The 20,854-nt window shown below is 62.7% G+C and carries 21 protein-coding genes; 6 read left to right on the top strand and 15 right to left on the bottom strand.

Annotated features, from left to right (window positions below; translation table 11 throughout):
* Window positions 1-7 precede the first annotated feature (7 nt).
* Window positions 8-490 carry a glutathione peroxidase gene (locus GWQ44_RS19525; RefSeq protein WP_016964799.1) on the bottom strand — a complete coding sequence of 161 codons (483 nt, stop codon included), beginning with the start codon at window positions 488-490 and terminating at the stop codon, window positions 8-10.
* A gap of 121 nt (window positions 491-611) precedes the next feature.
* Window positions 612-1,097, bottom strand: a complete 486-nt coding sequence (locus GWQ44_RS19530) for a peptidylprolyl isomerase (protein ID WP_016964800.1) — start codon at window positions 1,095-1,097, stop codon at window positions 612-614.
* On the opposite strand from GWQ44_RS19530, the gene GWQ44_RS19535 reads away from it, so the two are divergent.
* From GWQ44_RS19535 to GWQ44_RS19545, 3 genes are read left to right on the top strand one after another with little or no spacing between them, the layout of a single operon-like run.
* Window positions 1,066-1,404: a DUF3565 domain-containing protein gene (locus tag GWQ44_RS19535; RefSeq protein ID WP_103740966.1), complete on the top strand. Its 339-nt coding sequence runs from the start codon at window positions 1,066-1,068 to the stop codon at window positions 1,402-1,404. The two genes, GWQ44_RS19530 and GWQ44_RS19535, sit on opposite strands and share 32 nt — an antisense overlap.
* A 57-nt stretch (window positions 1,405-1,461) precedes the next feature.
* Window positions 1,462-3,561 carry a phosphate acetyltransferase gene (pta, locus tag GWQ44_RS19540; protein ID WP_016964801.1) on the top strand — a complete coding sequence of 700 codons (2,100 nt, stop codon included), beginning with the start codon at window positions 1,462-1,464 and terminating at the stop codon, window positions 3,559-3,561.
* Complete coding sequence (locus GWQ44_RS19545) at window positions 3,562-4,467, top strand: acyltransferase (RefSeq protein ID WP_275928089.1); 906 nt, start codon at window positions 3,562-3,564, stop codon at window positions 4,465-4,467.
* A gap of 120 nt (window positions 4,468-4,587) precedes the next feature.
* Here GWQ44_RS19545 and cysN read toward each other — a convergent pair whose 3' ends face one another.
* From cysN to GWQ44_RS19560, 3 genes are all read right to left on the bottom strand, one after another.
* Window positions 4,588-6,486: a sulfate adenylyltransferase subunit CysN gene (gene cysN / locus GWQ44_RS19550; RefSeq protein WP_275928090.1), complete on the bottom strand. Its 1,899-nt coding sequence runs from the start codon at window positions 6,484-6,486 to the stop codon at window positions 4,588-4,590.
* Between the two features lie 9 nt (window positions 6,487-6,495).
* Window positions 6,496-7,413 (bottom strand): sulfate adenylyltransferase subunit CysD, encoded by a 918-nt coding sequence (gene cysD, locus GWQ44_RS19555; protein ID WP_011059289.1) that lies wholly within the window; start codon window positions 7,411-7,413, stop codon window positions 6,496-6,498.
* Window positions 7,414-7,648: 235 nt separating this feature from the next.
* The gene (locus GWQ44_RS19560) at window positions 7,649-8,407 is read right to left on the bottom strand and encodes a Nif3-like dinuclear metal center hexameric protein (RefSeq protein ID WP_179598119.1); all 759 of its coding nucleotides are present in this window, start codon (window positions 8,405-8,407) and stop codon (window positions 7,649-7,651) included.
* Between the two features lie 102 nt (window positions 8,408-8,509).
* Between GWQ44_RS19560 and algW the strand changes: the two genes are divergently transcribed.
* The 3 genes from algW (at window position 8,510) to GWQ44_RS19575 (ending at window position 12,596) form a co-directional block, all read left to right on the top strand.
* Window positions 8,510-9,664: a Do family serine endopeptidase AlgW gene (gene algW, locus GWQ44_RS19565; protein ID WP_047301789.1), complete on the top strand. Its 1,155-nt coding sequence runs from the start codon at window positions 8,510-8,512 to the stop codon at window positions 9,662-9,664.
* 85 nt (window positions 9,665-9,749) lie between these two features.
* Window positions 9,750-11,855, top strand: a complete 2,106-nt coding sequence (locus GWQ44_RS19570; RefSeq protein ID WP_275928091.1) for a TonB-dependent siderophore receptor — start codon at window positions 9,750-9,752, stop codon at window positions 11,853-11,855.
* Window positions 11,856-11,867: 12 nt separating this feature from the next.
* Entirely contained in the window at window positions 11,868-12,596 is a 729-nt protein-coding gene (locus GWQ44_RS19575; protein WP_275928092.1) for a DUF4198 domain-containing protein, read from the top strand.
* Between the two features lie 103 nt (window positions 12,597-12,699).
* Here GWQ44_RS19575 and hisC read toward each other — a convergent pair whose 3' ends face one another.
* The 10 genes from hisC to GWQ44_RS19625 form a co-directional block, all read right to left on the bottom strand.
* Window positions 12,700-13,752: a histidinol-phosphate transaminase gene (gene hisC, locus GWQ44_RS19580; RefSeq protein ID WP_179598125.1), complete on the bottom strand. Its 1,053-nt coding sequence runs from the start codon at window positions 13,750-13,752 to the stop codon at window positions 12,700-12,702.
* 2 nt (window positions 13,753-13,754) lie between these two features.
* Window positions 13,755-15,083, bottom strand: a complete 1,329-nt coding sequence (gene hisD / locus GWQ44_RS19585) for a histidinol dehydrogenase (protein ID WP_179598127.1) — start codon at window positions 15,081-15,083, stop codon at window positions 13,755-13,757.
* A 154-nt stretch (window positions 15,084-15,237) separates the two neighbouring features.
* The gene (gene hisG, locus GWQ44_RS19590; RefSeq protein WP_016968619.1) at window positions 15,238-15,873 is read right to left on the bottom strand and encodes an ATP phosphoribosyltransferase; all 636 of its coding nucleotides are present in this window, start codon (window positions 15,871-15,873) and stop codon (window positions 15,238-15,240) included.
* Between the two features lie 129 nt (window positions 15,874-16,002).
* Window positions 16,003-17,268 carry a UDP-N-acetylglucosamine 1-carboxyvinyltransferase gene (gene murA / locus GWQ44_RS19595; protein WP_047301786.1) on the bottom strand — a complete coding sequence of 422 codons (1,266 nt, stop codon included), beginning with the start codon at window positions 17,266-17,268 and terminating at the stop codon, window positions 16,003-16,005.
* Window positions 17,269-17,290: 22 nt separating this feature from the next.
* Window positions 17,291-17,530 (bottom strand): BolA family protein, encoded by a 240-nt coding sequence (locus GWQ44_RS19600; RefSeq protein ID WP_016966651.1) that lies wholly within the window; start codon window positions 17,528-17,530, stop codon window positions 17,291-17,293.
* Window positions 17,531-17,647: 117 nt separating this feature from the next.
* Window positions 17,648-17,953, bottom strand: coding sequence for an STAS domain-containing protein (locus GWQ44_RS19605; protein WP_047301785.1), 306 nt, complete (start codon window positions 17,951-17,953; stop codon window positions 17,648-17,650).
* Window positions 17,950-18,603, bottom strand: a complete 654-nt coding sequence (locus GWQ44_RS19610) for an ABC transporter substrate-binding protein (protein ID WP_016966649.1) — start codon at window positions 18,601-18,603, stop codon at window positions 17,950-17,952. The genes GWQ44_RS19605 and GWQ44_RS19610 overlap by 4 nt, the downstream gene beginning before the upstream one ends.
* Window positions 18,604-18,614: 11 nt before the next feature.
* The gene (gene mlaD, locus GWQ44_RS19615) at window positions 18,615-19,082 is read right to left on the bottom strand and encodes an outer membrane lipid asymmetry maintenance protein MlaD (RefSeq protein WP_016966648.1); all 468 of its coding nucleotides are present in this window, start codon (window positions 19,080-19,082) and stop codon (window positions 18,615-18,617) included.
* Complete coding sequence (gene mlaE, locus GWQ44_RS19620) at window positions 19,082-19,879, bottom strand: lipid asymmetry maintenance ABC transporter permease subunit MlaE (RefSeq protein ID WP_016966647.1); 798 nt, start codon at window positions 19,877-19,879, stop codon at window positions 19,082-19,084. Before mlaE ends, mlaD begins: the two co-directional genes overlap by 1 nt.
* The gene (locus tag GWQ44_RS19625) at window positions 19,879-20,688 is read right to left on the bottom strand and encodes an ATP-binding cassette domain-containing protein (RefSeq protein WP_016966646.1); all 810 of its coding nucleotides are present in this window, start codon (window positions 20,686-20,688) and stop codon (window positions 19,879-19,881) included. Before GWQ44_RS19625 ends, mlaE begins: the two co-directional genes overlap by 1 nt.
* Between the last annotated feature and the right edge of the window lie 166 nt (window positions 20,689-20,854).

A 20,854-nucleotide genomic window follows, 5' to 3' on the forward strand; every position in this document is an offset into this window, starting at 1 on the left:
GGCCGCGTCAGCTCAAGGCCTTCTCGATAGCCTGGACCACGGTGGGATCATCCGGCGCGGTGCGCGGCGAAAAACGCGCCAGCACCCGACCGTCCTTGCCCAGCAGGAATTTCTCGAAATTCCAGGTGATATCCCCAGGAAACTCGGCGCCCTCGCCCGCCAGCAGGCGGTACAGCTGATGACGCTCGGGACCGTTGACCTCGAGCTTGCTGCTCAGGGGAAAGGTCACCCCGTAGTTGAGGCTGCAAAACTCCTGGATCTGCTGCTCGGTGCCCGGCTCCTGCCCGGCGAACTGATTGCAGGGCAGGCCCAGTACGCTGAACCCTTGGCCCTTGTATTGCTGGTAGAGATTTTCCAACGCCGCATATTGTGGTGTCAGACCACATTTGGAGGCGACGTTGACCACCAGCACGACTTGCCCCTTGAAGGGCGCGAGCGGTAGCTCCTGACCATCCAGGGCTTTCAATTTAAGGTCGTGAAAAGCACTCATGACGAACTCCAAATTCCTGTGTTCTTACAGAAAACAGCCTCTCGACAGTACAGCCAAAAGCCGCGGACTAAAAAGGCGCCCTCGGGCGCCTCTCCAGCAAACTTGAGCTTAGCGCAGAAAATCAGTGGTGATGGCCACCTTCGCCATGGACGTGGCCATGGGCGATTTCTTCCTGGCTGGCGTCACGGATGGCAACGATCTTGACCTGGAAGTTCAGGCGCTGGCCGGCCAGCGGGTGGTTGCCGTCGACGGTGACGTCGTCGCCGTCCAGGTCACGGATGGTCACGATCTGCATCTGGCCGTCCGGAGCGGAAGCGTGGAACTGCATGCCCACTTCCAGTTCGTCGACGCCTTCGAACATGCTGCGGCTCAGGGTGCTGACCAGTTCGGCAGCGTATTCGCCGTAGGCATCTTCAGGTTCTACGGACACGTTCAGCTCGTCACCGACTTGCTTGCCTTCCAGAGCCTTTTCCAGACCAGGAATGATGTTACCTGCGCCTTGCAGGTAAACCAGCGGGGCGCCGCCGGCAGAGCTGTCGATGACCTCACCAGCGTCATTGGTGAGGGTATAGTCGATGGAGACAGCCTTATTGGCGGCGATCAGCATGGGGTGGGACCTTTTGCATAAGAATGAAGAGGGTCGAAGTTTAGCGAAGCAATCGCTCGAAAGCGAACGGAACCCGGACCAACGGAACGGGAAAAGCCCCTCGACAATTCGTGGATTTCATCAGGATGAAGACGGCCATTGGGTGGCGCAGCTGTCCTGCGGCCATACCCAGCACCTGCGCCACCAGCCGCCCTGGCAATCCCGGGCCTGGGTCCTCGACCCACAGCAGCGGGCAGAAAAAATAGGCCAGCCCTTTGCCTGCGGCTGGTGTGCTCAAGCCCCGGGAAGCGATAACCTTAGCGCCTGACGATTCGGCAGACGGCCTTAGACCGTCGCCCTTGCCATGCACCTTCCGAGAATTCGCATGCAAACTTTTTTTATCGCGCCCACCGATTTTGGTGTGGGTCTGACCTCCATCAGCCTCGGGCTGGTGCGTACCCTGGAACGGGCCGGCCTCAAGGTCGGCTTTTTCAAGCCCATTGCCCAGCCGCACCCCGGTGATACCGGGCCCGAGCGTTCCACCGAGCTGGTGGCCCGCACCCACGGCCTGAAACCGCCGCAACCCCTGGGCCTGGCCCATGTCGAGCGGATGCTCGGCGACGGCCAGCTCGATGAACTGCTGGAAGAAATCATCACCCTCTACCAGCAGGCCGCCATCGGCAAGGACGTGCTGATCGTCGAAGGCATGGTGCCGACCCGCAGCGCCAGCTACGCCGCCCGGGTCAACCTGCACCTGGCGAAAAGCCTGGATGCCGAGGTGATCCTGGTGTCCGCCCCGGAAAACGAAGTGCTCACCGAGCTGTCCGGCCGGGTCGAACTGCAGGCCCAGTTGTTCGGCGGCCCACGGGACCCGAAAGTGCTGGGGGTGATCCTCAACAAGGTGCGCACCGATGAAAGCATGGAGGCCTTCTCCGCGCGCTTGAAGGAGCATTCGCCGTTGCTGCGCAGCGGCGACTTCCGTCTGCTGGGCTGCATTCCCTTCCAGCCGGAACTCAACGCCCCACGCACCCGCGACGTGGCGGAGCTGATGGGCGCCCAGGTGCTCAATGCCGGCGACTACGAAAGCCGGCGCATGACCAAGATCATCATTTGCGCCCGCACCATGCGCAACACCGTGGAGCTGCTCAAGCCCGGCGTGCTGGTGGTGACGCCAGGGGACCGCGACGACATCATCCTCGCCGTGAGCCTGGCGGCGATCAACGGCGTGCCCCTGGCCGGCCTGCTGCTGACCAGCGACACCTTGCCCGACCCGCGGATCATGGAGCTGTGCCGTGGCGCCCTGAACGCCGGCCTGCCAGTGCTGTCGGTCAGCACCGGGTCCTACGACACCGCCAACCAGCTCAATGGCCTGAACAAGGAAATCCCCATCGATGACCGCGAGCGCGCGGAGATCATCACCGATTTCGTCGCCAGCCACCTGGACGCCAACTGGCTGCACCAGCGCTGCGGCACCCCGCGGGAAATGCGCCTGTCGCCGGCGGTATTCCGCTACCAGTTGATCCAGCGCGCGCAGCAGGCCAACAAGCGCATCGTCCTGCCCGAAGGCAGCGAGCCGCTGACCGTACAGGCTGCCGCCATCTGTCAGGCTCGCGGCATTGCCCGCTGCGTGCTGCTGGCCAAGCCGGAGGAAGTGCATGCGGTGGCCCGGGCCCAGGGCATCGAGCTGCCCGAAGGCCTGGAGATTCTCGATCCGGACCTGATTCGCCAGCGCTACGTGGAGCCCATGGTGGCCCTGCGCAAGAGCAAGAGCCTGAATGCGCCCATGGCCGAGCAGCAACTGGAAGACCCGGTGGTGATCGGCACCGTGATGCTGGCCCTGGATGAAGTCGATGGCCTGGTATCCGGAGTCATCCACTCCACCGCCAACACCATCCGTCCGGCCCTGCAACTGATCAAGACCGCCCCGGGCTGCACCCTGGTGTCTTCGGTGTTCTTCATGCTGTTCCCCGAGCAGGTGCTGGTCTACGGCGACTGCGTGATGAACCCGCACCCCAGCGCCAGCGAGCTGGCGGAAATCGCCTTGCAGAGCGCTGACTCGGCGGCGGCCTTCGGCATCACCCCGCGGGTGGCCATGATCAGCTACTCCAGCGGCGATTCGGCCAGTGGCGAAGAAGTGGAGAAAGTCCGCGAGGCGACCCTGCTGGCCCACGAAGCCCAGCGTTCGCTGCTGATCGACGGCCCGCTGCAATACGACGCCGCCGCCAACGAAAACGTCGCCCGGCAGTTAGCCCCCAACAGCCAGGTGGCGGGCAAGGCCACGGTGTTCGTGTTCCCCGACCTGAACACCGGCAACACCACCCACAAGGCCGTGCAGCGCAGCGCCGATTGCGTGAGCCTGGGCCCGATGCTGCAAGGCCTGCGCAAACCCGTGAACGACCTGCCTCGGGGCGCCCAGGTGGACGACATCGTCTACACCATCGCCCTGACCGCGATTCAAGCCGCCAACCGACCCATGGATGTCTAAATGCTGGAATTTCTACCTGCCACCGTGCGCGGGATCATCGCCTCGATCCTGCTGGCGCTGAACACTATCTTGCTGTGCTCGTTCCTGTTCTGCGTGGCGATCTGCAAGGCCCTGCCCTTCGCCCTCACCCAGCGCTTGACTCACTGGCTGATGAACCACACCCACGAAGCCTGGATCAGCAACAACAAGGCCTGGATGCAGCTGGTGTGCCGCACCCGCTGGCACGTGCAGGACCTTGAAGGCCTGGATTACCAGCATTCCTATCTGGTCACCAGCAACCACCAGAGCTGGGTCGACATCATGGTCCTACAGTACGTGTTCAACCGGCGCATCCGCCCGCTGAAGTTCTTCCTCAAGCAGGAACTGATCTGGGTACCGGTGATTGGCCTGGCCTGGTGGGCACTGGGCTTTCCGTTCATGAAGCGCTACTCCAAGGCTTACCTGGAGAAGCACCCGGAGAAGAAAGGCAAGGACCTGGAAACCACGCGCAAGACCTGTGCGAAGTTTCGCAACAACCCGGTGGGCATCTTCAACTTCGTCGAAGGCACGCGCTTTACCGAAGCCAAACACACCCAGCAGCAATCGCCGTTCCGCTACCTGCTCAAGCCCAAGGCCGGTGGTATCGCCTTTGTGTTGGACGCCATGGGCGAGCAACTGCAATCGATCATCGATGTGACCCTGCACTACCCCGCTGGCCGGCCCGGTTTCTGGGACCTGTTGTGCGGCAGGGTCAAGGATGTGGTGGTGCGCTTTGAAGAGGTACGGATTCCGCCGCAGTTCATTGGCAAGAACTATGAACAGGACACGGCCTATCGCCAGGAATTCCAGGGCTGGATCAACCAGCAGTGGCTGGCCAAGGATGCGCTGCTGGAAGTGCTGCATCGAGAGTATCCGGCAAACCCCTGAGGGCCTCTTCGCTGGCAAGCCAGCGCCTACGGAGCTGTACCGTCCTGGCCGGGGAAGGCTAATTCAAGCGCACAAAAAAGCCCGCAGCCGATCACTCGACTGCGGGCTTTTTCTTACGGCTTAGATCGCGCCGCGGCTACGCAACAGGTCCAGCACCAGCTTGACGCTTTCTTCCAACGACAGCGCCTGGGTGTCGATCACCAGATCGGCATTCAGCGGTACGTCATAGGGGAAGGATTCGCCCGGGATGTTGTCCCCGCCAGCCGCGTACAGGCCTTGCGGATCGCGCTCGGCGCACACCGCAGGCGATGCCTGGACGTAGACCGTCAGCAGACGATCCCTGCCGATCAGGTCCTTGGCCTGCTCGCGCCCTTCGGCACTCGGCGCCACGAACGCGGCCAGGGTCAGCAGGCCGGCTTCGTTGAACTGACGGGCCACGTGAGCCGCACGACGCCAGTTCTCGGTACGTCCGGCACGATCCTGTGGCAGGCCCTTGTTCAGGTCATGACGCAGGTTCTGGCCATCGAGCACATACACCGCACGGCCCATGTCGAACAGCTTGCGCTCCACGGCGTAGGCCAGGGTGCTCTTGCCCGCGCCCGACAGGCCGCTGAACAGCACGGTGGCCGGTTGCTGGCCGAAGCGCTGGGCACGCTCTTCAGTGGCCACATGGGCCAGCTTGCCATGGTGGGTGGCGCTGCCATGGGCCACCGGCTGGGCGATGATCATGCCGGCGCCGACGGTGCCGTTGGTCAAGCGGTCGATGACGATGAAAGCCCCGGTGGTGCGGTTGCTTTCGTAGCCATCCAGGGCAATCGGCGCGTCGAGGCTGATCTTGACCTTGCCGATCTCGTTCAGTTGCAGCGCGCTGGCCGCGCCCTCTTCCAGGGTGTTCACATCGACCTTGTGGATGATGCTGGCAATCGAGCCCGGCACGTAGCTGGTAGCCCGCTTGATGTCGTATTTCTTGCCCGGCAGCATCGGCTCTTCGGCCATCCACACCAGCATGGCTTCGAAGCTGTCGGTGACCGGCGGCACGTTGTCGGCATGCACCAGCAGGTCGCCGCGGGAGATGTCGATCTCGTCTTCCATGGTCAGGGTCACGGCCTGGCCTGGACCGGCCTGCTCCAGCTCGCCCTCGAAGGTGACGATGGACTTGACCCGGCTGCTCTTGCCCGACGGCAGCACCACGACTTCGTCACCCTTGTGCACGATGCCGCTGGCCAGGGTGCCGGCAAAACCACGGAAGTTCAGGTTCGGACGGTTGACGTACTGCACCGGGAAACGCAGATCGGTGAAGTTGCGGTCACCGGCCACTTCCACGGTTTCGAGGATCTCCATCAGCGACTGCCCGGTGTACCAGGGCGAACGCTCGCTCTTGTTCACCACGTTGTCGCCCTTGAGTGCCGACATCGGCACGAAGTGCAGGCTGGTGGGCTGCAGCTTCAGGCCCTGGGCGAACTTCAGGTAGTCGGCCTTGATCGACTCGAACACGCCTTCATCGAAGCCCTTGAGGTCCATCTTGTTGATGGCCACGACGATGTGCTTGATGCCCAGCAGCGAGGCGATGAAGCTGTGGCGACGGGTCTGGGTCTGCACGCCGTAGCGGGCGTCCACCAGGATGATCGCCAGGTCACAGGTGGACGCACCGGTGGCCATGTTGCGGGTGTACTGCTCATGGCCGGGGGTGTCGGCGATGATGAACTTGCGCTTGGCGGTGGAGAAATAGCGATAGGCAACATCGATGGTGATGCCCTGCTCGCGCTCGGCCTGCAGACCGTCCACCAGCAACGCCAGGTCGATATCGTCACCGGTGGTGCCGACCTTCTTCGAATCCCGGGTGATGGCTTCCAGATGGTCTTCATAGATCATCTTCGAGTCGTGCAGCAGACGCCCGATCAGGGTGCTCTTGCCGTCATCGACGTTGCCGCAGGTGAGAAAGCGCAGCAGCTCTTTGCGTTCGTGCTGGCCCAGGTACGCGAGGATGTCCTCGCTGATCAAATCAGATTGATGCGACATGACAGCCCCTTAGAAATAACCTTGACGTTTCTTGTCTTCCATCGAGCCGGCGCCATCGTGGTCGATGACCCGGCCCTGGCGCTCGGAAGTTCGCGTCAGGAGCATTTCCTGGATGATGTCCGTCAGGCTCTCGGCCTCGGACTCCACCGCGCCCGTCAACGGGTAGCAGCCAAGGGTACGGAAACGCACTTTCTTCTTGACGATGCGGGCTTTCTCTTCATCGGACAGATGCTCGAGGATGCGCTCGTCATCGATCATGATCAGGGTGCCGTTCTTCTCGATCACTTCACGCTCGGCGGCGAAGTACAGCGGCACGATCGGGATGCCTTCCAGGTAGATGTATTGCCAGATGTCCAGCTCGGTCCAGTTGGACAGCGGGAACACGCGGATCGACTCGCCCTTGTTGACCTTGCCGTTGTAGACGTTCCACAGCTCGGGGCGCTGGTTCTTCGGGTCCCAGCGGTGCTTGCTGTCACGGAACGAGTAGACGCGCTCCTTGGCGCGGGACTTCTCTTCATCGCGACGGGCACCGCCGAAAGCGGCGTCGAAACCGTGCTTGTCCAGGGCCTGCTTGAGGCCCTCGGTCTTCATGATGTCGGTGTGCTTGGCACTGCCGTGGGTGAACGGGTTGATGCCCTGGGCCACGCCATCCGGGTTGACGTGGGTGATCAGGTCCAGGCCCAGTTCTTCGACCATGCGGTCGCGGAACTTGTACATTTCCTGGAATTTCCACTGGGTATCGACGTGCATCACCGGGAACGGCAACTTGCCGGGGAAGAACGCCTTGCGGGCCAGATGCAACATCACGGCGGAGTCTTTACCGATGGAGTACAGCATCACCGGGTTGTCGAACTCGGCGGCCACCTCGCGGATGATGTGGATGCTTTCCGCCTCCAGCTGTTTCAGATGCGTCAGTTTGTCGACCATGGCTACTCACGAAAGCTTTCTTATGGACGGCCATCGGGCCGTGTTCGAGCGGGGCATGCTAGCACAGCGACCTGCTTCTAATCAGGGAGCCAACTAGAACGAAACGGTATATGAATATACCGCTCCGTTAGCCCGCAAACGCCCCTGTGCAGGAGCTGGCTTGCCAGCGAAGGCGCTTTCAGGCGCACCTTCGGACTGAAGATCTTTTTGCCGACAAGCCGGCTCCTGCACGGGATCAGATCGGGTTGGGGCAGTCGATGAACAGGTGTTCCAGGGCAAAGCGCCGGGCCAGGTAGTCGCCCAGGGCCTGGACGCCGTAACGCTCGGTGGCGTGGTGGCCGGCGGCGATGAAGCTGATGTCGTTTTCCCGGGCACTGTGGAAGGTCTGCTCCGAGGCCTCGCCGCTCAGGTACAGGTCGACGCCGGCCTGCACCGCCTGGTCGATATAGCCCTGGCCGCCGCCGGTGCACCAGCCGACCCGGCGGATCATCTCGCTGCCTTCGATCAGCAGCGGTTCACGGCCCATCACTTCCTGCACCCGCCGGGCAAAGTCCCGCGCCGTCATGGGTTCGCCGAGGGAACCGACCAGACCGACAACCTTGGGGTTCTCCGGGTCCAATGGGCCTTCCACGGTGATATCCAACTGCCGGGCCAACTGCACGTTGTTGCCCACCTCAGGATGCAGGTCCAGGGGCAGGTGATAGGCCAAGAGGCTGATGTCGTGCTTGAGCAGGGTTTTCAACCTACGCTGCTTCATGCCGGTGATGCAGGGGTTCTCGCCTTTCCAGAAATAGCCGTGATGCACCAGCACCAGATCGGCCTTGGCCTCCACCGCAGCGTCCAGCAAAGCCTGGCTGGCGGTCACGCCACTGACGATACGCATCACCTGCGGGCGCCCTTCGACCTGCAGGCCATTGGGGCAGTAGTCGGCGATGCGGGAACTGCCCAGATAGCGGTCCGCTTCTTCCACCAATGTGCTCAGAGCAACGGCCATAAAAGACTCCTAAATATCCCGTTCAGAGGCGCGCGCGGCCTCGTATAATGCGCGACATTATGGGCCGTGCGCAGCCCTTCGTAACCACCCAGGACTTGCTCAATGCTCAAGGCTCTGCGTTTTTTTGGCTGGCCGCTTCTGGCCGGCGTGCTCATCGCGTTGCTGATTATTCAGCGCTACCCCCAGTGGGTCGGCCTGCCCAGCCTGGACGTCAACCTGCAGCAAGCGCCACAAACCACCAGCACCCGGCAGGGACCGGTGTCCTATGCCGATGCGGTGCTGATTGCCGCGCCGGCGGTGGTCAACCTGTACACCACCAAAGTGATCAACAAGCCGGCCCACCCACTGTTTGAAGACCCGCAGTTCCGCCGCTTCTTCGGCGACAACCTGCCCAAGCAGCAGCGCATGGAGTCGAGCCTGGGTTCCGGGGTGATCATGAGCCCCGAAGGCTACCTGCTGACCAACAACCACGTGACCTCCGGCGCCGAACAGATCGTGGTGGCGCTCAAGGATGGGCGGGAAACCCTGGCCCGGGTCATCGGCAGCGATCCGGAAACCGATCTGGCGGTGCTCAAGATCGACCTGAAGAACCTGCCTTCGATCACTGTCGGCCGCTCGGAAAACGTCCGCGTCGGCGACGTCGCCCTGGCCATCGGCAACCCGTTCGGGGTCGGCCAGACCGTGACCATGGGCATCATCAGCGCCACCGGGCGCAACCAGTTGGGCCTGAACAACTACGAAGACTTCATCCAGACCGATGCCGCGATCAACCCGGGCAACTCCGGCGGCGCCCTGGTGGACGCCAATGGCAACCTGACCGGGATCAACACCGCGATCTTCTCCAAGTCCGGCGGCTCCCAGGGCATCGGCTTTGCCATTCCGATCAAGCTGGCCATGGAAGTGATGAAGTCGATCATCGAACACGGCCAGGTCATCCGTGGCTGGCTGGGGATCGAAGTGCAACCGCTGACCCAGGAACTGGCGGAGTCCTTCGGCCTGGCCGGACGTCCCGGGATCGTGGTGGCGGGGATCTTCCGCGATGGCCCGGCACAGAAAGCCGGCATGCAGCTGGGTGACGTGATCCTCAGCATCGACGGCGAACCTGCCGGCGACGGCCGCCGCTCGATGAACCAGGTGGCGCGCATCAAGCCGATGGAAAAAGTCGCAATCCTGGTGATGCGCAACGGCAAGGAAATCAAGCTGACGGCGGAAATCGGCCTGCGCCCACCACCCGCGCCGGTCAAGGAAGAAGAGTAAAGCTGCGCCCGGCGATGCCGGGCTAACAGCATACATTCTCATCGGTCATGTTATATTGTTTCAATATTGCTATTGGAACAGCCCCATGACGTCCCGAAAAATCCTCCCCCTGGCCGGCCTGGCCCTGGGCCTGCTGGCCGATCCCCTGCTCGCCGAAGAACCGCAGCCCCTGGAGCTCGAAGCCACCCGCATCACCAGCGAATACGAGTCCGCCAGCGGTCCGGTCAAAGGCTACCGGGCCACGCGCTCGGCCAGCGCCACCAAGACTGACACGGCGATCCGCGATATCCCGCAATCCATCAGCGTGATCCCCGCCAGCGTGCTCAAGGACCTGGGCAGCAGCAATGTCGAACGCGCCCTGGAGTTTGCCGGCGGCGTCTCCAAGCAGAACAACTTCGGTGGCCTGACCCTGTATGAATACAGCGTGCGCGGCTTCACCACCTCGGAGTTCTACAAGGACGGCTTCAGCGCCAATCGCGGTTACCCCAGCACCCCGGACGCGGCCAATATCGAGCGCATCGAGGTGCTCAAGGGCCCGGCCGCCAGCCTCTATGGGCGCGGCGACCCTGGCGGCACGGTGAACATCGTGACCAAAAAGCCCCAGCCCGAAGCCTTCACCACCCTGCAGACCAGCGCCGGCAGCTGGGACCGCTACCGCACCGCCCTGGATATCAACACCCCGCTGGATGCTCAAGGCGACCTGCTGTCCCGGGTCAATCTGGCGGTGGAGGACAACCACAGCTTTCGCGACCACGTCGACAGCCGCCGGGTGTTCGTCGCCCCCTCCTTCAGCTGGCAACTGAACCCGGACACCAGCCTGCTGGTGGAAGGCGAATTGGTGCGCCACAGCTCGACCTTCGACCGCGGCATCGTCGCCCCCAACAACCGCTGGAGCGGCGTCTCGCGCTCGACCTTTCTCGGCGAACCCAACGACGGCAACATCGACAACCACAACAACATGCTCCAGGCCGCCCTGGAACATCACCTCAACGACAGCTGGAAGCTGCGCCTGGCCAGCCACTACAAGGAAGGCCAGTTGTGGGGCTTCGCCTCGGAAACCCGCCCGCTGAATGCCGACCAGCACACGGTCAATCGGCGCTACCGCGAACGGGACAACAACTGGCACGACAGCATCACCCAGCTGGAACTGCGCGGCCTGTTCGACATCGGCAGTTGGCAGCACGAGCTGCTGATCGGCAGCGAATACGAGAACTACCGCAAGAACGAGCGGGTCACCACCATCGCCGGCGGCCCTTACGCCATTGATATCTACGACCCGATCTACGGCCAGGCCAAGCCCAGCGGCAAGCGTTCCGGCACGGACTTTTTCGAGCATGTCGAAAGCCGGGCCCTCAACCTGCAGGACCAGATCGTCTTCACTGACCGCCTGCGCGGCATGCTCGGCGCCCGCTTCGAACACTTCGAGCAAAAGATCGACGACCACACCACCGGCAAGCGCAGCCGCCAGACTCACGACGCCCTGACCCAGCGCGCCGGCCTGCTGTATCAACTGACTCCGCAAGTGGGCCTGTTCGCCAACGCCTCCACCTCGTTCAAGCCCAACAACGGGCTGGATGCGGCCGGCAAGACCTTCAAGCCCGAGGAAGGGGTCGGTTATGAAGTGGGGATCAAGAGCGAGCTGTTCGACGAACGCCTGAGCGCGACCCTGGCCGCCTTCCATATCGACAAGGAAAACGTCCTGGCCCTGGACCCCGGCAGCGACGCCAGCCGCGCCGTGGGCAAGGCCCGCAGTCAGGGCTTCGATGCGCAAGTGAGCGGCCAGTTGACCGACGCGGTGCGGGTGATCGGTGCCTATGCGCTGATCGATGCCGAGGTCACCAAGGGCGATCGGGCGATCCCCGCCGGCAGTCGCATCCTCGGCGTGGCCAAGCACAGTGGCAGCCTGCTGGGCGTCTATGAGTTCCAGGACGGCCGGCTCAAAGGCTCGGACATCGGCGCCGCCCTGACCTATGTCGGCGATCGCTCCGGCGAGGCTGGCGGCAGTTTCGAGTTGCCCGCCTATCGCACCCTGGATCTGCTGGCCCATTACAAGGCCAGCGACAACCTGACCCTGGGCCTGAACCTGAACAACCTGTTCGACGAGAAGTACTACGAGCGCTCCTACAGCAACTACTGGGTCACTCCAGGCGAGCCGCGCAACTTCACCGTCAGCCTGACACTCAACCTGTAGCCGAGAATCGCCATGCACCACCTCAAGTCAATCACGCTGCTGGGACTGCTCATCACGCTGGGCACAACCCAAGCCACGGCCCACGGTCTATGGACCGAGCAGCGCCGCGGAAATATCGAAGTGATCTACGGCCACGGCGCCGAAGACGATGCCTTCAAAGCCAAGAAGGTCAGCGGTGCCTGGGCCTACGACGCCGCGGCCAGGATGATTCCAGTGACCGTGCAACGCCTGGCTGACCATGCGCGCCTGCAACCACTCAAGCCACCGGCGGTGCTGGCCGTGGCGCTGGACAACGGCCCGTGGTCGCAAACGGCGGACAAAGGCTGGGTCAACCAGGGGCGCAGCCAAGTCCCGGGGGCCATCGCCTCGACCCACACCTTCAAGTACAGCCTGGCGATCTATCAAGCAGGGGCGAAGCTGCCCAAGCTGGAACAGCTCAAACTGCTGATCCTGCCGGAAGTCGACCCGCTGACCGTGGGCCAGGGCAACAGCCTGCCGGTGCGGGTACTGCTGGATGGGCAGCCCGTGGCTGGGGTCAAGTTGATCGGCGATTATCGCAACGCACCGAGCACCCTGAGCACCGAGACCGATGCCCAGGGACGCGCGCAAGTGTTGGTGAGAAATGAAGGCTTGAACGTGATTGCCGCAGAGCTTGAAGTGCCGCTCAAGAACGACCCGGATGTGGCTTCACGCGGCCTGTTCAGCTCCCTGACCTTCCTCGGCAACCCGCACCACGAATGAGGGCAGCCGGGGGCTGCAGCTACGAGCGGCAAGCTTGTAGCTGCAAGCGCGAGGCGCCAAGCATTGGCTCCGGGCTTCTGACTTGCAGCTTGCCGCTCGCGGCTTAGAGCGGCCCCAACCCGTCGATCAGTGCCTGGTTCTGCTCCGGGGTGCCGATGCTGATGCGCAGGAACTGGGCGATCCGCTGCTGTTTGAAGTGACGCACGATCACCCCTTGCTCGCGCAGCTTGGCCGCCAGCCCCGCCGCATCGTGCTGCGGGTGGCGGGCAAAGATGAAGTTGGCCGCCGACGGCAGCACTTCGAAACCCTTGGCCTGCAACTGCGCCACCACCCACTCGCGACTGTCGATCACCAACTGGCAGGTCTTGGCGAAGTACTCGCGGTCCTCGAAGGCCGCCGCCGCGCCGACAATCGCCAGGCGATCCAGTGGGTAGGAGTTGAAGCTGTTCTTGATCCGCTCCAGGGCCTCGATCAGGTCCGGATGGCCCACCGCCAGGCCCACCCGCAAGCCGGCCAGGGAGCGCGACTTGGACAGGGTCTGGGTCACCAGCAGGTTGGGGTAGCGGTCCACCAGGCTGATGGCGGTCTGGCCGCCAAAGTCGATATAGGCTTCGTCCACGACCACCACCGAATCCGGGCTGGCCTGGAGGATCTGCTCCACCGCGTCCAGGGCCAGCAGGCAGCCGGTGGGCGCGTTCGGGTTGGGGAAGATGATCCCGCCGTTGGGTTGGGCGTAGTCGGCCACACGGATCTGGAACTGCTCGTCCAGGGGCACCGCCTGGTAATCGATGCCGTACAGGCCGCAGTACACCGGGTAGAAGCTGTAGCTGATGTCCGGGAACAGCAGCGGCTTATCCTGCTGCAACAGGCCGTGGAAAATGTGCGCCAGGACTTCGTCGGAACCGTTGCCGAGGAACACCTGGTTGCCCTGCACGCCGTAGTAACCGGCCACCGCCTGCTTGAGCAGGTCGCTGTTGGGGTCGGGGTACAGGCGCAGGTTGTCGTTGAGTTCGGCCTGCATCGCCGCCAGGGCCTTGGGCGACGGGCCATAGGGGTTTTCATTGGTGTTGAGCTTGACCAGCTTGGTCAGCTTGGGTTGTTCGCCCGGCACGTAGGGCACCAGGTTCTTGACGAACGGACTCCAGAATTTGCTCATGTTCATTGCCCCTGATCTTGGTCGTCGACGATGCGGTATTCGGCGCTGCGGGCGTGGGCGGTCAGCGACTCGCCACGGGCCAGCACCGAGGCGGTGCGGCCCAGCTCGGACGCGCCCTGCTCGGAACAGAAGATGATCGACGAGCGTTTCTGGAAGTCATACACCCCCAGCGGCGAAGAGAAACGCGCGGTGCCGGACGTCGGCAGCACGTGGTTCGGCCCGGCGCAGTAATCGCCCAGGGCCTCGGAGGTGTGACGACCCATGAAGATCGCCCCAGCGTGGCGGATCTGCGGCAGCCAGGCTTGCGGGTCGGCCACCGACAGCTCCAAGTGCTCGGGGGCAATGCGGTTGGCCACGTCCATGGCTTGCTGCATGTCGCGAACCTGAATCAGCGCGCCACGGCCATTGATCGAGGTGTTGATGATTTCCGCGCGCTCCATGGTCGGCAGCAGCTTGGCGATGCTCGCCGCCACCTGGTCGAGGAACTCGGCGTCCGGGCTGACCAGGATCGCCTGGGCGTCTTCGTCATGCTCGGCCTGGGAGAACAGGTCCATGGCGATCCAGTCCGGATCGGTCTGGCCGTCGCAGACCACCAGGATCTCCGACGGGCCGGCGATCATGTCGATCCCGACCTGGCCAAACACATGGCGCTTGGCGGTGGCCACATAGATGTTGCCCGGGCCGACCACCTTGTCCACCTGGGGCACGCTTTCGGTGCCGTAGGCCAGCGCCGCGACAGCCTGGGCGCCACCGATGGTGAACACCCGGTCGACCCCGGCAATGCAGGCGGCGGCCAGGACCAGCTCATTGACCTCGCCACGGGGCGTCGGCACCACCATCACCACCTCGGTCACGCCCGCCACCTTGGCCGGGATCGCGTTCATCAGCACCGATGACGGGTAAGACGCCTTGCCCCCCGGAACATACAGGCCGGCGCGGTCCAGCGGCGTGACCTTCTGGCCCAGCACCGTGCCGTCGGCCTCGGTGTAGCTCCAGGAGTCCTGCTTCTGTTTCTCGTGATAGCTGCGCACCCGCGCCGCGGCCTTTTCCAGGGCTTCGCGCTGGGCCACGGTGATTCGGGTCAGGGCCAGTTCCAGGCGCTCGCGCGGCAGGATCAGGTCGGCCATGGAGGCCACTTGCAGGCCGTCGAAACGCTGGGTGAACTCCACCAGCGCCGCATCACCGCGCTCGCGCACGGCCTTGATGATGTCCAGCACCCGCTGATTGACCGAATCGTCAGAGACACTTTCCCAGCTCAGCAGATGATCCAGATGACGGGCGAAATCCGGGTCGGCAGCGTTGAGTCGGCGAATTGCAGTCGGAGCGGTCATAGCGAAGGCCTCAATGATTGGCGAGTGCACAAAAGGGCAAGCTTGGATTTGCAAAGCTCAGGCGCCGCAAGACTACCAAGCCATCCGCGTGGGCACCTGAGCATTCTGGCTATGACGCGGATAGATGGGCGCGGCTCAAGGCCACGCATGTGAATCAGCCGCGGTGTCGCGATTCCACTGCCTTGCGCAGGGTGTCGATCAACGCCTGGATACGGGCGTGCTGCATCTTCATCGATGCCTTGTTGACCACCAGGCGAGAGCTGATGGTGGCGATCAGTTCCTGGGGCTCCAGACCGTTGGCCCGCAGGGTGTTGCCAGTGTCGACCACGTCGATGATCTTGTCCGCCAGGCCGATCAGCGGCGCCAGTTCCATCGAGCCGTAGAGCTTGATGATGTCGACCTGACGGCCTTGCTCGGCGTAGTAACGCTTGGCGACGTTGACGAACTTGGTGGCCACGCGCAGGCGGCCCTTGGGTTCGACGGCGCCAATCGCACCGGCGGTCATCAGCTTGCACTGGGCAATCTGCAGGTCCAGCGGTTCGTACAGGCCCTGGCCGGAGTACTCCATGAGGACGTCCTTGCCAGCCACCCCAAGGTCGGCGGCGCCATGTTCGACATAGGTCGGCACATCGGTGGCGCGCACGATCAGCAGGCGAACATCGTCCTGGGTCGTGGGGATGATCAGTTTGCGGCTCTTGTCCGGATTCTCGGTTGGCACGATGCCCGCTTCAGCCAGAAGCGGCAGCGTGTCGTCGAGGATACGGCCCTTGGACAGTGCGATGGTCAACATGAGTAACGTAAGTCCTTATGCGGCGACTGATGCCCGGACGCAAACGGCGCCAGACATGCGTCGAGCCTGAAGACAGGCTCGACGTGGAACAGATTCGGCAGTGGGCACCTCCCTGTGCCCGTCATGCAACTAGCCCGGTACGCGGCGGATCTTGGCGCCGAGCATCTGCAGCTTCTCTTCGATGCACTCGTAACCACGGTCGATGTGGTAGATGCGGTCGATCAGGGTGTCGCCTTCGGCCATCAGGGCCGAGATCACCAGGCTGGCCGAGGCCCGCAGGTCGGTGGCCATGACTGGCGCGCCCTTGAGGATCTCGGTGCCGGTAACGATCGCGGTGTTGCCTTCGACCTGGATCTTGGCGCCCATGCGGTGCAGCTCGTACACGTGCATGAAGCGGTTTTCGAAGATGGTCTCGATGACCGCGCCCGTGCCTTCGGCAATCGCGTTCAGGGAAATGAACTGCGCCTGCATGTCGGTCGGGAACGCCGGGTACGGAGCGGTACGCACGTTGACCGCCTTGGGGCGCTTGCCGTGCATGTTGAGCTCGATCCAGTCGCTGCCGGTGGTGACTTCAGCGCCGGCTTCCTTGAGTTTTTCCAGTACGGCTTCAAGGATGGTCGGATCGGTGTCCTTGACCTTGACCCGGCCGCCAGTGACGGCAGCCGCCACCAGGTAGGTGCCGGTTTCGATACGGTCGGGCATGACCTTGTAGGTCGCCGAATGCAGGCGCTCGACGCCATCGATGGTGATGGTGTCGGTGCCGGCGCCGGAAATCTTCGCGCCCATGGCGATCAGGAAGTTCGCCAGGTCGACGACTTCCGGTTCGCGGGCGGCGTTCTGCAGCACGCTGCGGCCACGGGCCAGGGCCGCGGCCATCATGATGTTCTCGGTACCGGTCACGCTCACGGTATCGAAGAAGAAATTCGCGCCGCGCAGGCCGCCTTCAGGGGCCTTGGCCTTGATGTAGCCGCCTTCGACGTCGATCACCGCGCCCATGGCTTCCAGGCCGCGGATGTGCAGGTCGACCGGACGCGAACCGATGGCGCAACCGCCTGGCAGGGCCACTTCGGCCTCACCGAAGCGGGCAACCATCGGGCCCAGTACCAGGATCGAGGCGCGCATGGTTTTCACCAGCTCGTAGGGCGCTACCAGGGTCTTGATGGTGCGCGGGTCGATTTCGACACTGAGCTTCTCGTCGATCACCGGTTCGATGCCCATGCGGCCGAACAGCTCGATCATGGTGGTGATGTCGTGCAGGTGCGGCAGGTTGGCCACGGTGACCGGGCCATCGCACAGCAGGGTTGCCGCCAGAATCGGCAGCGCGGAGTTCTTGGCCCCGGAAATGCGGATCTCGCCATCAAGGCGAACGCCGCCGGTAATAATCAATTTATCCATAACAGTCTCGACGCCCTTGGGCTCAGGTGCGCTCGGCCCAGGCCGCGCGGCTGAAAAATTTCATGGTGATCGCATGGATGCTGCCATCGGCAATCCATGGATTCAAATGGGCATAGATGCTCTGCTGACGCTTGACCGGGCTCAACGCCACCAGTTCGTCGCTAATCACGTTCAGCTGAAAGTTGCAGCCTTCGCCCTCAACTTCTACCTGAGCTCCGGGCAGCTTTCCCTCAAGAAAGCTCTTCACTTCGTTGGCCTGCATGCTCAACCTCAATCGGCGCCCTGTGCGCGCGGGTCGGACATCATACAAAAAAGCCCCGCGCCTGCGAACCCCGCATAGCAGGACTCTGACGGGGGGCTTCTCTATAGATGAGGGTTACTACGGATGGAGGAGGATCTCAGTGACCCCGGATACCTCGGCGATTTCTCGCATGTCCTCGGGCAAGGCACGAACACTCACGGTCTTGCCAAGGCCCTGACCGTCGCGAATGAAGGCCAGCAACAGGGCCAGACCGACACTGCTGGACTTTTCCACCGCCGAGCAGTCGAGTACCAGGGCCGTGCCCGGACTCGACTTGATCAGCGCCAGACCCTGCTTGCGCAGGCCCGGGCCGCTGCGGTAGTCCAGCACGCCACTGATCAGCAGCTCCCCGGCGTCACCCAGGCGCACGGCCGACTCGCTCATTGTGCCGCCTTATGGGCAGCGTCTTCGGTGACTTCCTTGGCCTTGGCCACTTCGCCGGCCCAGCCGTCGATGGTCTTGTCCAGGTTGTTGCCGTTGCGCTGCATGGCGTCGGCGAACTGATCACGGAACAGCTTGCCGATGTTGATGCCGTTGATGATCACGTTGCGCACTTTCCACTCGTCGTTGATCTTTTCCAGGGTGTAGGACACTGGATAGATAGCGCCGTTGTTGCCTTTGACCTGCATGTCCACGCTGGTACGGGTGCCGCTTTCATCCTTGGCCGGAGAAACGGTGATGCCCTGGTTGTTGTACTCGAGCAAGGCGTTGCCATAGAACTGCATCAGGCTGCGCTTGAAGTTTTCCTGGAAGCGCGCCATCTGCTCCGGCGTGGCCTTGCGCGAATACTTCACGGTCATGATGCTGCGGGAGATGCCGTCGGCATCCACCACCGGACCGACAATGCCGTTCAGGGCGTTGTAGAAGTCGTTCGGGCTTTGCTTGTACTTTTCCTTGTTGGCCGCCAGATCCGCCAGCAGGCGGGTGGTGGTGTCCTGCACCAGATCGTGGGCGGAAGGTGCAGCGGCCGCGTTAGCCAGCAACGGCAGGGCCGCCAGCAGCACCAACAGGCCACGTCGCAAGATCGAGATCATCGAAAAACTCCTCATTTGGCGTCTTTGCTAACGGTATTGAGCAGGAATTTACCGATCAGGTCCTCCAGCACCAGCGACGACTGGGTGTCGTGGATGGTTCCACCATCCTTGAGCAAGGCTTCTTCCCCGCCCACGCTGATACCGATGTATTTCTCACCCAACAGGCCAGCCGTCAGAATAGATGCAGTGGAGTCGGTCGGTAGATTATCCACACGTTTTTCCAGTTGCATCGTCACCCGACCGGTGAAGCTGTCACGGTCCAGATCGATCGCCGTGACCTTGCCGATGGTTACCCCGGCCATGGTCACCTTAGCTCTGACCGTCAAACCGGCGATATTGTCGAAGTAGGCGTAAAGCTTGTAGGTATCGGTGCTTGCGCTGGGAGACAAGCCACTGACTCGCAGGGCAAGCAACAGCAAAGCCAGAATGCCGGCCAGCAGGAAAAGGCCGACACCGATTTCCAGGGTGCGGTTTTGCATCAGAAATCTCCAAACATCAAGGCGGTCAGAATAAAGTCCAAGCCCAGTACGGCCAACGAGGCATACACCACGGTCTTGGTAGTGGCACGGCTGATCCCCTCTGAAGTGGGCTCACAGTCGTAGCCTTGGAATACGGCGATCCAGGTCACTACAAACGCAAAAACGATACTTTTGATCACACCATTGAGTACGTCACCGCTGAAGGTCACGCTGTTCTGCATGTTCGACCAGTAGGAACCTTCATAGACCCCCAGCCAGTCCACGGCAACCCAGGAACCGCCCCAGATCCCCACCACGCTGAAAATCATCGCCAGCAGCGGCAGGGAAATGAAGCCGGCCCACAGGCGCGGCGCGATGATGTACTTGAGCGGGTCGACCCCGATCATCTCCAGGCTGGAGAGCTGCTCGGTGGATTTCATGTTGCCGATCTCGGCCGTCAGCGCCGAACCGGCGCGACCGGCGAACAGCAGCGCGGTGACCACCGGCCCCAGTTCGCGCAACAGGGTCAGGGCGACCATCTGCCCTACCGCCTGCTCCGAACCGTAGCTGGAGAGAATGTTGAAGCCCTGCAGCGCCAGCACCATGCCGATAAAGACCCCGGACACGACGATGATCACCAGGGACATCACGCCCACGGAGTGCAGTTGCTTGATCAGCAGGCCGAAACTGCCGCCGATGCCGCCGCGTCCCAGCAGCGCGTGAAACAGGAACAAGGTGGAACGCCCCAGTACCGCCAGGACATCGATGCCTGAGCGACCGAAGAGGCGAACCCTCTCGATTAGCGATATTTTGCGCATCAGCGCTTCCCCAGAAGATCTGCGCGGTAATCCGTCGCTGGAAAGTGAAACGGCACCGGGCCGTCGGGATCGCCCTTCATGAATTGACGGATACGCGGATTGTCGGAGTCCATCAGTTCGTCAGGAGTTCCCTGCCCCAATACCTGGCCGTCGCCGACCACATAGAGGTAATCGGCAATGCTCGCGGTTTCCGCAAGATCGTGGGACACCACGATGCTGGTAATGCCCAGGGCATCGTTGAGCAGGCGAATCAAGCGCACCAGGACGCCCATGGCAATCGGGTCCTGCCCCACGAAAGGCTCGTCGTACATGAGAATCTGCGGGTCCAGGGCGATGGCCCGGGCCAGGGCGACCCGACGCTTCATGCCGCCGGACAGCTCATCAGGCATCAGGTCGACGGCACCGCGCAGGCCCACCGCCTGCAGCTTGAGCAGGACAATGTCGCGAATCATCTCGTCCGGCAGCTCGGTATGCACCCGCAGCGGAAAGGCCACGTTCTCGAACACATCCAGATCGGTGAACAGCGCGCCACTCTGAAACAGCACGCCCATCTGCTTGCGTGCATCGAACAGATCGCTGCGCGAGAGGGTCGGCAGATTCTGGCCGTTGACCCACACTTCGCCGCTGCTGGGCCGCAACTGCATGCCCATCAAGCGCAACAGGGTGGTTTTTCCGCAGCCGGAAGGCCCCATGATGCCGGTGACCTTGCCCCGCGGAATACGGATATCCACGTTATTGAAAATGCTGCGCGCACCGCGCTTGAAGGACAGTCCCTTCAGCTCGACCGCGTAGGCGTTATCGGCACTCATCTAAACTCCTTGCGATGCAGCCTATCACTCGGACGCTTGGCTCCCTGCCGGGAGTACGTGCCCCTGGGCAGGCCGAACTGGCGGCGAACTATATCACTGCTGATACGACGCCCCCAAGGCCGAAGCCGTCAACGTTCAGGTCCAGGACAGGCGAAATCGGAGGAAT

It is taken from the genome of Pseudomonas sp. 3MA1, from assembly GCF_029237275.1.
GTDB classification, from domain to species: domain Bacteria; phylum Pseudomonadota; class Gammaproteobacteria; order Pseudomonadales; family Pseudomonadaceae; genus Aquipseudomonas; species Aquipseudomonas fluorescens_AP.

Excerpts from the sequence above, each read along its gene's own strand:
- GWQ44_RS19525 (WP_016964799.1), bottom strand. The coding sequence starts at position 490 with ATGAGTGCTTTTCACGACCTTAAATTGAAAGCCCTGGATGGTCAGGAG.
- GWQ44_RS19535 (WP_103740966.1), top strand. The coding sequence starts at position 1,066 with ATGGAGACAGCCTTATTGGCGGCGATCAGCATGGGGTGGGACCTTTTG.
- GWQ44_RS19530 (WP_016964800.1), bottom strand. The coding sequence starts at position 1,097 with ATGCTGATCGCCGCCAATAAGGCTGTCTCCATCGACTATACCCTCACC.
- pta (WP_016964801.1), top strand. The coding sequence starts at position 1,462 with ATGCAAACTTTTTTTATCGCGCCCACCGATTTTGGTGTGGGTCTGACC.
- GWQ44_RS19545 (WP_275928089.1), top strand. The coding sequence starts at position 3,562 with ATGCTGGAATTTCTACCTGCCACCGTGCGCGGGATCATCGCCTCGATC.
- cysN (WP_275928090.1), bottom strand. The coding sequence starts at position 6,486 with ATGTCGCATCAATCTGATTTGATCAGCGAGGACATCCTCGCGTACCTG.
- cysD (WP_011059289.1), bottom strand. The coding sequence starts at position 7,413 with ATGGTCGACAAACTGACGCATCTGAAACAGCTGGAGGCGGAAAGCATC.
- GWQ44_RS19560 (WP_179598119.1), bottom strand. The coding sequence starts at position 8,407 with ATGGCCGTTGCTCTGAGCACATTGGTGGAAGAAGCGGACCGCTATCTG.
- algW (WP_047301789.1), top strand. The coding sequence starts at position 8,510 with ATGCTCAAGGCTCTGCGTTTTTTTGGCTGGCCGCTTCTGGCCGGCGTG.
- GWQ44_RS19570 (WP_275928091.1), top strand. The coding sequence starts at position 9,750 with ATGACGTCCCGAAAAATCCTCCCCCTGGCCGGCCTGGCCCTGGGCCTG.
- GWQ44_RS19575 (WP_275928092.1), top strand. The coding sequence starts at position 11,868 with ATGCACCACCTCAAGTCAATCACGCTGCTGGGACTGCTCATCACGCTG.
- hisC (WP_179598125.1), bottom strand. The coding sequence starts at position 13,752 with ATGAGCAAATTCTGGAGTCCGTTCGTCAAGAACCTGGTGCCCTACGTG.
- hisD (WP_179598127.1), bottom strand. The coding sequence starts at position 15,083 with ATGACCGCTCCGACTGCAATTCGCCGACTCAACGCTGCCGACCCGGAT.
- hisG (WP_016968619.1), bottom strand. The coding sequence starts at position 15,873 with ATGTTGACCATCGCACTGTCCAAGGGCCGTATCCTCGACGACACGCTG.
- murA (WP_047301786.1), bottom strand. The coding sequence starts at position 17,268 with ATGGATAAATTGATTATTACCGGCGGCGTTCGCCTTGATGGCGAGATC.
- GWQ44_RS19600 (WP_016966651.1), bottom strand. The coding sequence starts at position 17,530 with ATGCAGGCCAACGAAGTGAAGAGCTTTCTTGAGGGAAAGCTGCCCGGA.
- GWQ44_RS19605 (WP_047301785.1), bottom strand. The coding sequence starts at position 17,953 with ATGAGCGAGTCGGCCGTGCGCCTGGGTGACGCCGGGGAGCTGCTGATC.
- GWQ44_RS19610 (WP_016966649.1), bottom strand. The coding sequence starts at position 18,603 with ATGATCTCGATCTTGCGACGTGGCCTGTTGGTGCTGCTGGCGGCCCTG.
- mlaD (WP_016966648.1), bottom strand. The coding sequence starts at position 19,082 with ATGCAAAACCGCACCCTGGAAATCGGTGTCGGCCTTTTCCTGCTGGCC.
- mlaE (WP_016966647.1), bottom strand. The coding sequence starts at position 19,879 with ATGCGCAAAATATCGCTAATCGAGAGGGTTCGCCTCTTCGGTCGCTCA.
- GWQ44_RS19625 (WP_016966646.1), bottom strand. The coding sequence starts at position 20,688 with ATGAGTGCCGATAACGCCTACGCGGTCGAGCTGAAGGGACTGTCCTTC.